Source organism: Photorhabdus africana (assembly GCF_035181445.1).
GTDB classification, from domain to species: domain Bacteria; phylum Pseudomonadota; class Gammaproteobacteria; order Enterobacterales; family Enterobacteriaceae; genus Photorhabdus; species Photorhabdus laumondii.
In genome coordinates, this window is record NZ_JAXBVE010000001.1 from 178,324 (window position 1) to 191,202 (window position 12,879).

At 36.6% G+C, this 12,879-nt stretch carries 9 protein-coding genes, 3 tRNA genes, 2 pseudogenes and 2 CRISPR repeat arrays; of the genes and pseudogenes, 5 read left to right on the forward strand and 9 right to left on the reverse strand.

Going from position 1 to position 12,879, the window contains the following annotated elements; genetic code table 11:
- Positions 1-940 precede the first annotated feature (940 nt).
- Positions 941-1,324, forward strand: a pseudogene (locus tag SLS51_RS00845) (S-type pyocin domain-containing protein); the annotation flags it as partial.
- Positions 1,325-1,377: 53 nt separating this feature from the next.
- Here SLS51_RS00845 and SLS51_RS00850 read toward each other — a convergent pair.
- The 5 genes from SLS51_RS00850 to SLS51_RS00870 all read right to left on the reverse strand — a co-directional run bounded on the left by SLS51_RS00850 (position 1,378) and on the right by SLS51_RS00870 (position 6,113).
- On the reverse strand, positions 1,378-1,509 hold the full coding sequence (locus SLS51_RS00850; protein WP_323834687.1) for a hypothetical protein: 132 nt from the start codon (positions 1,507-1,509) through the stop codon (positions 1,378-1,380).
- A gap of 174 nt (positions 1,510-1,683) precedes the next feature.
- Positions 1,684-2,352 (reverse strand): LuxR C-terminal-related transcriptional regulator, encoded by a 669-nt coding sequence (locus SLS51_RS00855; protein WP_181573414.1) that lies wholly within the window; start codon positions 2,350-2,352, stop codon positions 1,684-1,686.
- 706 nt (positions 2,353-3,058) lie between these two features.
- Positions 3,059-3,733, reverse strand: coding sequence for a LuxR C-terminal-related transcriptional regulator (locus tag SLS51_RS00860; RefSeq protein WP_323834604.1), 675 nt, complete (start codon positions 3,731-3,733; stop codon positions 3,059-3,061).
- Positions 3,734-4,600: 867 nt separating this feature from the next.
- Entirely contained in the window at positions 4,601-5,509 is a 909-nt protein-coding gene (locus SLS51_RS00865) for a WaaZ-like lipopolysaccharide core biosynthesis protein (protein WP_323834606.1), read from the reverse strand.
- Between the two features lie 28 nt (positions 5,510-5,537).
- The gene (locus SLS51_RS00870; RefSeq protein WP_323834608.1) at positions 5,538-6,113 is read right to left on the reverse strand and encodes a serine acetyltransferase; all 576 of its coding nucleotides are present in this window, start codon (positions 6,111-6,113) and stop codon (positions 5,538-5,540) included.
- Positions 6,114-6,677: 564 nt separating this feature from the next.
- Here SLS51_RS00870 and SLS51_RS00875 point away from each other — a divergent pair.
- From SLS51_RS00875 to SLS51_RS00890, 4 genes and pseudogenes are all read left to right on the forward strand, one after another.
- Positions 6,678-7,595: a tail fiber protein gene (locus tag SLS51_RS00875; protein ID WP_323834610.1), complete on the forward strand. Its 918-nt coding sequence runs from the start codon at positions 6,678-6,680 to the stop codon at positions 7,593-7,595.
- A gap of 205 nt (positions 7,596-7,800) precedes the next feature.
- Positions 7,801-8,486: direct repeats of the CRISPR family, unit length 28 nt; unit sequence GTGCACTGCCGTACAGGCAGCTTAGAAA.
- 440 nt (positions 8,487-8,926) lie between these two features.
- Positions 8,927-9,551 (forward strand): annotated as a pseudogene (locus SLS51_RS00880) (tail fiber protein); the annotation flags it as partial.
- Between the two features lie 230 nt (positions 9,552-9,781).
- A complete protein-coding gene (locus SLS51_RS00885) occupies positions 9,782-10,408 on the forward strand; it encodes a tail fiber assembly protein (protein ID WP_323834683.1) in 627 nt (208 codons plus the stop codon).
- A 54-nt stretch (positions 10,409-10,462) separates the two neighbouring features.
- Positions 10,463-11,212 (forward strand): phage tail protein, encoded by a 750-nt coding sequence (locus tag SLS51_RS00890; RefSeq protein ID WP_323834612.1) that lies wholly within the window; start codon positions 10,463-10,465, stop codon positions 11,210-11,212.
- A 205-nt stretch (positions 11,213-11,417) separates the two neighbouring features.
- Positions 11,418-11,744: direct repeats of the CRISPR family, unit length 28 nt; unit sequence GTGCACTGCCGTACAGGCAGCTTAGAAA.
- Between the two features lie 137 nt (positions 11,745-11,881).
- Here the strand turns inward: SLS51_RS00890 and SLS51_RS00895 are convergent.
- The 4 genes from SLS51_RS00895 to pgsA form a co-directional block, all read right to left on the reverse strand.
- A tRNA-Leu gene (locus SLS51_RS00895) sits at positions 11,882-11,968 on the reverse strand.
- Between the two features lie 6 nt (positions 11,969-11,974).
- Positions 11,975-12,048, reverse strand: a tRNA-Cys gene (locus tag SLS51_RS00900).
- Positions 12,049-12,106: 58 nt separating this feature from the next.
- A tRNA-Gly gene (locus SLS51_RS00905) sits at positions 12,107-12,182 on the reverse strand.
- 144 nt (positions 12,183-12,326) lie between these two features.
- Entirely contained in the window at positions 12,327-12,875 is a 549-nt protein-coding gene (gene pgsA, locus SLS51_RS00910) for a CDP-diacylglycerol--glycerol-3-phosphate 3-phosphatidyltransferase (RefSeq protein WP_323834614.1), read from the reverse strand.
- Between the last annotated feature and the right edge of the window lie 4 nt (positions 12,876-12,879).

The window sequence follows — 12,879 nt, forward strand, 5'->3', positions numbered from 1 at the left end:
TAATTATACTTAAAATGCCTTGGTAATATAATAGAATATAATAACTTGCTCGTCAAAATACATATATTTATTAATTAAACCTTTTATTGTTATATAGTGATACTTTTAACATTAATGAATATAACTAAAAATACTATTTTGTATAAAAACATTTTAGTTCACTTACTAAACAGCAAAATTAATGAATAAATTTTTTAAGTCATGAATAATTAAGTGACGTAGATCAAAACTTTCTGTCATTAACCGAAGCGTGAGGGAGCGATTGTTATAACGATGATAGGTAATAGAATGAAAAAGCAGGTGTTATTTTTGGCGCGGGATAATGGCGAAAAAATGGCATTTAATCGGAATAATATTCGAACAATTAAAGAATGCTTTTTAAACGGCGTATTTAGAGCATTGTAATTAGATAAACTATATTTTGGAATTATCAGAATAATCAACTAAATAGAGTTTTCAATCTAAAAACCGAGTTTGAATTTTCCTACTGCTGACAATAGCTATTCTTAAATAAAATTAAGGTTAGGTAAATTCTATGAAATTAAATTATCGAAGAATAATTAAGTAAAAAACTTACTTAAAATGGTATAGCCCAAGATATAAAGTTGTATTTCAAGTTCCACTTAGATGTTTGCCACCATCACGTTCTTACTCTATTTCCCGCAGTTTGTATCAATGATTTTCTGCTTTGACAGTGCCAGCGAGGTAACGTCGGAGGCAAAAAATTGACCTGATTTTCATTATCAAGGCGAAGAGGACGACTTAATTGCCTATCCCAATAGGGCTATTTTATTTGCCCTTCTTTGCCATAAAGAGCGAACCTGGGCAGTGCTCAAAATCCTCACGTACTATGTGTACGCTCCGGTTTTTCCGCGCTGTCCGTGTTCAAACTGCCTGCAACAATTACGCCTATTGAGATAGGCTCTTAAACCGGTATCACCTGAGTGAAATTGCGGAACGGTCCGGTAAAGCGCCGACTCGTATTCGCTTTCGTTGGATCAGAGATGAAAAAAGCGGAAAGATGACGGTTCAGGGCTATCATGTCAGCCCGGAAAGTGGTTTGGATAAAGTGCTGGTTCGTATGATGAGATTGAATCCGACTACCGGTAATTATGAATTCTGGGAGCCGGGAGAAAATCGACCGACGATTTTATGGACGCCGAATGAACAGGAATTCAAGGCTCCACCGCATACCGGAAATGAAGAGCCGCCGTTTATTCCGTCGTAAATAACCGTATTACCAATCCCGGATAAAGAGGGTAGTGATATTGAATCGCTGCCAATGCCAGAAGAGAAGGATTTCCGTGATTATATACCCGTTATCCTTCAAGTTGCCTCTTTGTTGGCTGCGCTCGCTCACCCCAGTCACATAGTTTGCTATGCTCCCGGGGATTCACTCCCTTGCCGTCGTGATGCATCTTGAAATCCATAGGGTATATCCTGATCCTCTCTATACCCGTCATCTTTCAAGTTGCCTCTTTGTTGGCTGCACTCACTCACCCCGGTCACATCGTTACCTATGCTCCCGGGGATTCGCTCCTTTGCCGTCGCGATGCATCTTGAAATCCATAGGGTATATCCCTAATATTATGTTTTTAAATGAAATATTTAAACAGGGCGGATTATTTTCTCCATTAATAATGGATAAGGGTAATATGTAAAAATTAGGAATAAATACGTAATTTAAGACAATAAAAACTTTTCCGGTATATAGTGATTAAAATTATTGGCTCGACAATACGCTTCCAGTTGTTGGCTGGAATTAATCCCTATCTTACGGTATATCCGAGTCATATAATATTCAATAGTGCGATAAGCTAGATTCAGTATCCGTCCAATCTGCTTTCTGGTATTTTTCTGTAAAAAGAGGAAAATGATATCCCATTCACGGTGAGTAAAAAGATCCGTTGGTGGTTGCAGCATAATTGAGGCCGGTAGTTTGTCGTGGTATTGATGTAAATAGGCTAATGAATAGTTTTTTGCTTTCCAACCATGATATATGACGCCGATGCAATCTCCATCTTTATGGTAAAAAGGTGATTTTTCGAAAAAGTAAGACGATAGGATTTGCTCTCTGCCAAATATATGGGTTTCGATTGAACATATTCTCTGCTGTTTTTCCATTACCTTTTTATCATGATTAATAAATTGTTCCGCAAACTTAGCGCTATCCCAAGGAAGTTCATTTTCATAGGCCCCTTCAAATTCAAATGAATTTGAAAAGTTCTGAAGAGATTTTAATGCTAGATTACCGTAAATAAAGCATGAGTTTTTATCTTTAATTCCCCAAGGCTCGTTGCTTACTGCCAGTGTATTAATAACTTGAGATGATATAGCTATGCGATTACTCATATTATAATTCCTTTTTACCCATTTTGGGTTTAAGTTGTGATATGCTTGAATCATATTGTTAGTTTAATACTTTATTACCAGCAATAATAGACTTTTTCAGAAAATAATTATTGTGGCTATTTTTATTACGAGAATTGTTTAGTTGTGCATGCCATTATAGATTTAATTTGAGGTAAATTTTCTTAATATAATTAACCGTGTTTTCTATCATGGATGAGAGTAATTTATCAGTTAAAAATCGATCAATTTTACACAGATAAATTAGTTCAATAATGATATTATTTAAATGATTTATTTGTTTGTGATATTTAAAATAGCTGTGTTTTATGATAGAAAAAAGACAATTATTTCTGCTAATTAAATTTATTTTTATTTAAGATGTGAACTTTAAATATGAGTAACTGTAACAGGAAATAATTATTTTTCTAAAAATTAAATAGGCATTAAGCTGTTTATACCCTATGGATTTCAAGATGCATCGCGGCGGCAAGGGAGTGAATCCCCGGGAGCATAGATAACTATGTGACCGGGGTGAGCGAGTGCAGCCAACAAAGAGGCAACTTGAAAGATGACGGGTATATATAATTGATGTTTTTAATATATAAAAATTGTGTCGGTATAATTTTCATATATTACCTGTATCATACCGACAGCGATAAACTATTTGATCATGATTTTTATGACTAAAAAATAGTAAATAAAATTATTAAAATAGTAAAAATTTTTCGGGTACATAACGTTTAAAATTGTTGATGAGACAATATTCTTCCAGTTGTTGGTTGGAATCAACACCTATCTTATGATATATCTTGGCCATATGGGATTCAATTGTACGGTAAGAGATATTTAATATTTTTCCAATCTGTTTCCTGGTATATTTTTGTAAAAAGAAGAAAATAATATCCCACTCACGTTGGGTAAAAGTATCTGTTGGTGGTTGAAATATAATAGATGTGGGGAGAACGTTATAATATTGATATAAGTTCATTAATGAAAAATCTTTGGCTTTCCATCCATGAAAAAATATGCCTATACATTCCTTTGCATCGTTATATAGTGGTAATTTTTCTTGGAAGTAAGACGATAAAATGTTTTCTTTTCCATATGTATATGTTTCAAGTGAACAGATTCTTTTCCCTTTTGTCATTACAATTTTATCATGATCAATAAATTCTTTCGCAAACTCCGCTCCACCCCAAGGAAGTTCGTCATCAAAAAGCCCTTCATAATCAAATGACGTTGGAATGTTTTGAATAGATTTTAGGGCCGGGTTACCATAAATAAAGCGTGAATTTTTATCTTTGATTCCCCACGGTTCATTGCTTGCTTCCATTGTGTTTATTATTTGTGATGAAATGTATGTTCCATTAATTTTTTTCATGATTAATGCCTATTATAGTGATGATAAATTTATACCCGTTATCTTTCAAGTTACCTCTTTGTTGGCTGCACTCGCTCACCCCGGTCACATAGTTATCTATGCTCCCGGGGATTCTCTCCCTTGCCGTCGCGATGTATCTTGAAATCCATAGGGTATATAATATTCGGCGACCCTAAGTGATCAATATTTATAGGGTGTAAAAGAGGATAGTTATTTTTCTTGTCGTGGTCTCCAAATGAGTGAGTTTCTAGCAAAGTGGCTCTGCATCGTTTCAAAGTATGTTTTATCTTAGTAACGGAATTCTTGTTCATATTTTAAGATTATCAAATATAATTTATATGTTTAAATGACCCCATTTTTATTCTTCGTACACGTTAAGATTAAAGTGATACTGATTAGTTTACTTTTTATATTTTGCATAGTAAATCCTTGGTGATTACTTAAGACATTATTTGAATGATTTAAGTAATAATTCTACGTAACATGATTTGATTCTATAGCATAGAATAACAATTTGTTTTTCAAGGGAAAATAACTATTAATTAAATTATTTATTATTTAATAATGAAATTTTAAATAAACATAAATGTATTTATGAATATTATTTCACGGAAAAATTATTTAGTAATGGTGTTTTTTATGAATGTCCAACGATAGCCGGTAATACTTATTTTTTTTCGATGGTCATTAGTGATGAATGGGTATCAATAGTCTCGGCATATTGTATACCCGTCATCTTTCAAGTTGCTTCTTTGTTGGCTGCACTCGTTCACCCCAGTCACATAGTTATCTATGCTCCCGGGGATTCACTCCCTTGCCGCCGCGATGCATCTTGAAATCTATTGGGTATATAAGAAATCTAATGACTTAAATTTTTCTATAATCTAACTTTTCAAATGAATTTATAGCGCTATTTTTCGATAGATTATAAATTTTAACTCCTTTTCTTATGGCTATTTCATGAGCCAGGTTGAAACAAGGAATGATGAAATCATGTAAGTTATTATTTAATTTGGTATCTAGCTTGTCATTTTGGGTTTCATAAAATCTTGGTTTTGAAAAATTGTTCATGTCTAGACCTGCGAAATATATTTCTTTATAACCCAAAAAAAATGCTATTTGCAAAGCAGAATATGCCACTGTTGTTCCGTTGTAGAATCCGAGATTTAAGTTCAATGAGAATGCGACACCGTTCTGTATTATTATTTCATCACTCTTTATTTCAAAAAGTTCTTTTTCCTGTTGATAAACTGGCTGGTCAATGTTCTCAATAATAATGACTTTACATTTTAATTCAAGATAACCGTAATGAATTAAGATATCATTGAGACAATCCATTGTTGTGAAGAGTATCAATTCATCATCTTTTAATATATTTAAAACGATATTCTTCCTATTTAGAATGAATGTTCGGTCAATTATAACATGATATTTTAATTTTATCTCTGGTGATAATTCATACGAGCCGTTAACACCCATAATATCAAATTTGGTATCATCAAAAAAATCTGTATTGATGGTAGATACCGACGGTCCAGATGCAATAATGATTAAGGGTTTTTCTGATTTTTTTGGGAATTCATTGATATTTATACTTTTCTTATTGAATGAAACGGCGTCGATTTTGCCATTAATGTTTCTTGAGATCTTTATGTGAGGCCAAAAGTTCATATTGTGTTTCATTTTTTTACTGGATACATTTCTGTATATTGATTTTGTTATATTCTGCTTACAGAGCATACCTAGTTTTAAAAGATATTTATATTTAAAAAACATATTGTGTTCCCATTTTTCATTGGAATGTTCAATTAATTATTTTTTGCTTTTTTATCTTTATCTCATTTTGAGATTTAGGTGTATATACAATACAATCAGCAGGGATATCTTTATTAATAAATGACATGGCGCCTATGTAGACATTATCTCCAATTGTTATGTTGTCACTTATAATACAAGAATTTGCACCTATTTTTACATCATTACCTATACTTATTTTCCCTTGAATATCTTCATTAAGAACGCCAATGGTTGTATTTTGTAAAACATGAAAATTATCACCAATAATGCAAGTGCGGGAAATAACAATGCCAACATAATGAGATATACGTAAATTTTTTCCTATATAGCAGCCTAATCCTAAATCACATCCATATTTATTTCTTAAATTTCTATTGATACGAATCGAGATTTTCTTGGCTTTATTTGTCCTATATAAGTAATTAGCAATTCTCCACCAGAAATAGAACCTGCGGTCTGGGCATTTAAAAGCTCGATGGATTGTTTTGAACCATGAAAACGATGTCCGTGAACAGACAACTTCGCTGAGTAAACATGCTTTTAAATGGCTTAGCTCTTCTTTATGTGATAATACCTTGTTCATTTTTCTATCAAAACCCTGCACTGATTAGCCGTATCATTTTTCAGATATGGATTATATTAAAAATATCGAATTTAGCCAAATAGATCAATCAGGCAAACCTAGCTATGTGAATTTTTGTTGACTAAATACAGGTGAATCCCAAGAAAAAATCACCGTCAAGCGCGAATGACGTAAATTCAGTAAACACCGACACAATTTCAATCGCTGCCAACTCTGATATTGCGCTAGGAACAGCAATGTACTGGAAAGATCATAGATTTGGTATTGCTCCTGCTCAAATCATATTAATTAAAATTGGAAATATTTTTAAATTATCAGTAAGTAAAATGTCAATAGTGATACGGAATGGGTATTAATAGATAAATTTCCGGCTGTAGTTTCTAATGTTGAACTATTTATTACTACCAATTATATAAAAATAATTAACCTTATAAGTAATAAGAACGCTGCATTATTCTTTTTCTGAACTAGACTTGATTGGCGTGAATTGTAGGATGGATTGTTTTTACAATAATGCAATATATTGGTTATAAAATAATATTATTTAATTTCAGGAGAAAGTATATGAGTTATAAGAATGATTTTAAGGCTTTTTCTACTAGTGATAATGCGAATGTAATCAGTCAAGAAAAATACGAGGTAAATCAGAGTTTACAAACTGGATTTTCACCAGATAATGTTCCCACCCACTTATTAAATAAGGTATTACGTCAAGCGTCAGCGGTATCATCTGCCGTGACTGATTTTATCGCGACACGATCTGGCAATGATGTTCTGGATGATGGAAATATAGCCAAACTCACCGCTCAATTAAATAAAGCGCTAGAGCAAAAAATGACAACAGATATTCCCAGTGCTTCATTAACACAAAAAGGTGTTGTCCAGCTTACAAATGTGGTTGGTAATAGCGATACATTGGCGGTTACACAAAAGCTTGTTCAGGAAGTAATAAATTCATTACGTGAATATACCCGCGAAGAGATAGACAACCGGATGAAAACAGCCAATGAAATTCCTGTCGGTTCTCCTATTCCGTGGCCGTTACCTCATCCACCATTCGGTTATTTCACTTGTAATGGTTCAGCATTTAATAAATTACAGTATCCGAAGTTGGCGGAAGCTTATCCTGACGGTAGGTTACCTGATTTAAGAGGCGAATTTATTCGCGGATGGGATGATAGTCGAGGTATTGATAGTGGCCGTGGAGTTTTAACTCATCAGGGGGATGCCATCAGGAATATTAAGGGCTCATTTCCTGGGGCGATAACATATAGTTTTCAGTTGGCAACAAAAGGGGCTTGTTATGGTGGTGAAACTTTTGGGGTGGCTACAGATGGCAAATCCAAATCGGTAGGTCATTTTACCCCAGATGTTGTATACACTGCATACGGCTTTGGGTTCGACGCGTCAAGGGTTGTTCCTGTAGCCTCAGAGAACCGTCCCCGCAACATAGCATTTAATTACATAGTAAGAGCGGCGTAATGGCTGAACAAAAATACGCTTGATAGCCGGAAATAGAAAGAAAGACTGCTTTCTACTTGGATGGAAAAAATTTTGACCCTTTTTTAACGGTAAATTTTAATTTATTGATTTTTAAGTAAATATTGTTTATCCCACAAAAAAGGGTTTTTTATTTTTTATAATGGTTGCTCTTTAACATTCAATGGGTTGGGGTTAATATGTAACAGTGCACTGCCGTACAGGCAGCTTAGAAATCCCATTTCTTGTAATATAGATAATGGTACTCGTGCACTGCCGTACAGGCAGCTTAGAAAGGTTTGTTGCTCCAGTAACCCTTCCAGTACGTGCACTGCCGTACAGGCAGCTTAGAAATTCAAATGCTGTCAGGGTTATTTCAACGAAGGGTGCACTGCCGTACAGGCAGCTTAGAAATGTTGGTTACTTAACATGCAACGGTCAGACATGTGCACTGCCGTACAGGCAGCTTAGAAATCTGTTGATTTTAATTAATGCATCAAAATGTTGTGCACTGCCGTACAGGCAGCTTAGAAATACTTGTGTACAGAGAAAGCTTGCTTTCGCTTGTGCACTGCCGTACAGGCAGCTTAGAAAACGAAGTTTCTTTTTAGTCTTGGGCGCAAAGCGTGCACTGCCGTACAGGCAGCTTAGAAAGAACTAAATCGCGGATAAATTCGTAGGTTTTCGTGCACTGCCGTACAGGCAGCTTAGAAATTGGGATGAATCAGCAAACGGGCCGCAGTATGGTGCACTGCCGTACAGGCAGCTTAGAAATTCAATTTATCGTCAGATGAATAATATTTATCGTGCACTGCCGTACAGGCAGCTTAGAAATTAGCATCAATCGTCAGCTCACGCTCTAATAGGTGCACTGCCGTACAGGCAGCTTAAAAAACCAACATTCTCACTTACCAATCTATTTTCAGAACTGTCGGCTCAAGTGTATCGTTGAGAACAATGAATGTGTGTTTTATGAAGATAGAGAGCCTATGACATTCCAGAACACCGTCGCTTAGATATTCGTGTCCAAATGCCAGAAGATTCATCTTGGAATTTAAAATAGAAGGCGTTACAGAAAGAGATAGAAGGAATAAGAGCAAAATAGTTTTCAGATGTTAAATATAAATGGTTTGGGTATGTTTTCGATTCTTAAATATTTAATTACTTATTACTGCTAATTATATAAAAATAGTCAATCTCCTAATAAATAGGAATGCTGTATTACTCTTCTTTCTGAACTAGACTTTGATTTTAATGAATTACAGACGGATTATTTTTACAGTAATTAAATATGTTGATTATAAAAAATATTATTTTGCTTAAGGAGTAAGGATATGAGTCAAAAAAATGATTTTAAAGCTTTTTCTATTAGCGATAATGCTAATGTAATTAGCCAAGAAAAATATGAAGAAAATCAGAATTTGCAGACTGGGTTTCCACAAGATGGTATTACCACTGATATGCTAAATAAGGCATTACGTCAGTCTTCCACGATATCCTCTGTAGTCGCTAATTTTATTGCCACACAATCTGGCAATGATGTTTTGGATGATGGGAATATAGAGAAACTCACCAGCCAATTAAATAGAGCGCTGGAACAGAAAATGACAATAGAGGTTCCTGATGCCTCATTAACACAGAAAGGTATTGTTCAACTTACAAATGTGGTTGGCAATAGCAATACATTGGCGGTTACACAAAAACTTGCGCAGGAAATAATAAATTCATTACGTGAAGAAATTAATATACCTGTGGGTTCCCCCATTCCGTGGCCGTTACCCTATCCACCTGTCAACTATCTCGTTTGTAACGGTGCATTTTTCAATAAATTGCAGTACCCAAAGTTAGCAGAAGCTTATCCTGACGGCAGATTGCCCGATCTCAGGGGGGAATTTATCCGTGGCTGGGACAGTGGTCGAAATGTGGATCCATCTCGTTCAATATTGTCATGGCAGGAAGGGGCTTATTTGGTACAGAATGTTGATCGGGCTAATAATTTTATGATTACCCTCTCACGCAATGAGTTTGCAAAATTGCAGTGGGATATTCCACAAAATAAAAATACTTCGGTAAAAGCTGTATATTATAAAGCTCAGGCAGACTGGATTGCGAATTCCGCATTTATAGGGGTATCGAGGCCCCGTAATATAGCATTTAACTATATAGTGAGAGCAGCAGCATGCAGCATAATGACAGAACAAAAATACGCTTTAGAACATGAAACCGCTGTATTGGGTGAAGACGGATTAGCAATTCAACCCGGTTGGATAAAAGTTTATCACACGAATCAAATAACAAGAGAATTTACTAACGCTGATATTGAATATGTCATGCTCGGTGTCAGTTTATCAGCACATTCTTATTTAGATGCACCAGACTTTCCCGATTCTGATGATGTGGCTGTTTGTCGCAGTGAAGACGGTAAGTGTTGGGAGATCGTCCCTGATTATCGGGGGAAAATAGCTTACGACACGTTAACATTAACTCAACAGAAAATCACTGAACTGGGTGAATTACCTGAAACTCTGACCTTCAAGCAACCGACCACCGATTTTGATAAATGGGATGGCACAAAATGGGTCACTGATAATGTCGCTCTAAAAGCAAATCAGATTGAACAAGCGGAACAGCAGCGTGTAACTCTGTTGCGACACGCGAGTGAATCCATTGCATTACTGCAAGATGCTGTTGATTTAAATATCGCTACCGAAGTAGAAAAATCCGCCTTACTGACATGGAGAAAATATAGGGTAATGCTCAATAGAGTAAATATTTCATTGTCTCCCGATATTGAATGGCCGGAACAGCCGAGGTAAAGACTTTGATTGATGTGAGTTGCGAAATAATGTTATTTAATTCAAGGAGGACATATGAGTCCCAAGAATGATTTTAAAGCTCTCTCTGTTATTAATAATAAAAACATAGTGAGTCAAGAGAAATATAAAATAAGTTCGGATTTGCAGGCAGAGTTTCCTTCAAATGATGTTCACTCTCATTTGTTAAATAAGGCGTTGGATCAATCATCAACTATATCAGCCGTCATAGCTAATTTTATTGCGGAACAATCTGGCGAGGATGTTTTAGATAATGGTGATATAACCAAGCTTACCGCTCAATTAAATAAAGCATTAGAACAGAAAATTTCAGATACCTCTAACATTCCTGTCGGTATTCCTGTTCCTTGGCCGACTGCCGTGCCGCCTGCTGGGTGGTTGCAGTGTAATGGGGCGGTCTTTGATAAGTCGAAATTTCCGAAATTAGCAGAAGCTTATCCTGATGGTCACTTACCTGATTTGAGAGGGGAATTTATTCGGGGTTGGGATGATAGACGAGGTATTGATAGTGGCCGTAGAATTTTAACGCATCAGGGGGATGCTATCCGAAATATTCAGGGTTCGTTCGCCGGCATGATAGCACTAAATTATCATTTGGCAACAAGAGGGGCTTTTTATGCTAGTCAAGTTCTTGGAATAGCGACAGATGGCAGTTTTAAATCGATAAATATTTCTGACACGGATACTCCATACGGCTTTGGATTCGAGGCGTCAAGGGTTGTTCCTGTAGCGGCAGAGAATCGCCCTCGCAACATAGCATTTAATTACATAGTGAGAGCGGCGTAATGGCTGAACAAAAATACGCTTGATAGCTAGAAATAGAAGGAAAGACTGCTTTCTACTTGGATGGAAAAAATTTTGACCCTTTTTTAACGGCAAATTTTTACTTATTGATTTTTAAGTAAATATTGTTTGTTCCATAAAAAAGGGTTTTTTATTTTTTATAATGGTTGCTCTTTAACATTCAATAGGTTGGGGTTAATATGTAACAGTGCACTGCCGTACAGGCAGCTTAGAAAGCCGGTATTTTGCCGGGGGAAAGCCATATGGGGTGCACTGCCGTACAGGCAGCTTAGAAAATGTCAAAAACAATTACTCTCTCAGAACCCTTGTGCACTGCCGTACAGGCAGCTTAGAAAAATCTGGTGGCTTAGTGTGAGGGTTATCAGTCGTGCACTGCCGTACAGGCAGCTTAGAAAGCATGAACGCTTGAAATGTACTTCAAACATAGTGCACTGCCGTACAGGCAGCTTAGAAAAGCAACTGCAACACATGCTTGTTCTGGCAAAAGTGCACTGCCGTACAGGCAGCTTAGAAATTTAGTGAATATTTATTCATTGCACAACAATGATGTTAGGAAAGCATGTTAGGAAGGGTGGTTGCCGGCATGAAAAAAGCCACCGCAAGGTGGCTTTTTCTTTTCCCTAACTCACTGTTTTATCAGTGAATTTTACATGGTGCCCAGGGCGGGACTTGAACCCGCACAGCCTTAAGGCCGAGGGATTTTAAATCCCTTGTGTCTACCGATTTCACCACCTAGGCTGAATTTGGAGGCGCGTCCCGGAGTCGAACCGAGGTTGACGGATTTGCAATCCGCTGCATGGCCACTCTGCCAACGCGCCTTTCTATATTCAACGACATTCAACTACTAATTCAGCATCCAACTTCTGAACAGTAACTTGGAGCGGGAAACGAGACTCGAACTCGCGACCCCAACCTTGGCAAGGTTGTGCTCTACCAACTGAGCTATTCCCGCACCGCTTCGAACTGGCTGATTTACTTATTTGTTTTTGTAAATCTCATGTGCCGTTCGATGCGTTGCATTCTACTTACTTCACGTATCGAGTCAACACAATTATTGTTACGCCGTGTTTGTTCGATGGTTTTTACGTCACTTCGATCAAGCTTCACGCAAATCAGACCAAGCCGCGTTTACATATTGAAACATTGACCAAAATGTCATCACCGTAGCAACATAAAGTAATATGAATCCGCCCAATTCGAATTCAAAATTAGGGCGCCATAATAAAGCAACTAACGCCGCCATCTGCGCTGTCGTTTTTACTTTACCCATCCAGGAAACGGCAACACTATTGCGTTTGCCTAATTCAGCCATCCATTCTCTAAGAGAAGAGATGATAATTTCACGCGCTATCATGGTTGCTGCAGGGAGGGTTATCCACCATGTATGATAGTGTTCGGAAACTAAGACTAATGCGGCCGCAACCATGATTTTGTCCGCGACTGGATCAAGAAATGCGCCAAAGCGAGTGGTTTGTTTCCAAAGGCGAGCGAGGAAACCGTCAAACCAGTCTGTCGCCGCAGCGACAATAAAAATTATGGCACAAACCATCGGCGCCCATGTGAATGGCAAATAGAATGCCAGAACAAAAAATGGGATCAGGACGATACGAAATAGAGTGAGCCATGTTGGTATATTTAATTGCATAGTG

Excerpts from the sequence above, each read along its gene's own strand:
- SLS51_RS00885 (WP_323834683.1), top strand. The coding sequence starts at position 9,782 with ATGACAGAACAAAAATACGCTTTAGAACATGAAACCGCTGTATTGGGT.
- SLS51_RS00865 (WP_323834606.1), bottom strand. The coding sequence starts at position 5,509 with ATGTTTTTTAAATATAAATATCTTTTAAAACTAGGTATGCTCTGTAAG.
- SLS51_RS00875 (WP_323834610.1), top strand. The coding sequence starts at position 6,678 with ATGAGTTATAAGAATGATTTTAAGGCTTTTTCTACTAGTGATAATGCG.
- SLS51_RS00890 (WP_323834612.1), top strand. The coding sequence starts at position 10,463 with ATGAGTCCCAAGAATGATTTTAAAGCTCTCTCTGTTATTAATAATAAA.
- pgsA (WP_323834614.1), bottom strand. The coding sequence starts at position 12,875 with ATGCAATTAAATATACCAACATGGCTCACTCTATTTCGTATCGTCCTG.
- SLS51_RS00860 (WP_323834604.1), bottom strand. The coding sequence starts at position 3,733 with ATGAAAAAAATTAATGGAACATACATTTCATCACAAATAATAAACACA.
- SLS51_RS00870 (WP_323834608.1), bottom strand. The coding sequence starts at position 6,113 with ATGAACAAGGTATTATCACATAAAGAAGAGCTAAGCCATTTAAAAGCA.
- SLS51_RS00855 (WP_181573414.1), bottom strand. The coding sequence starts at position 2,352 with ATGAGTAATCGCATAGCTATATCATCTCAAGTTATTAATACACTGGCA.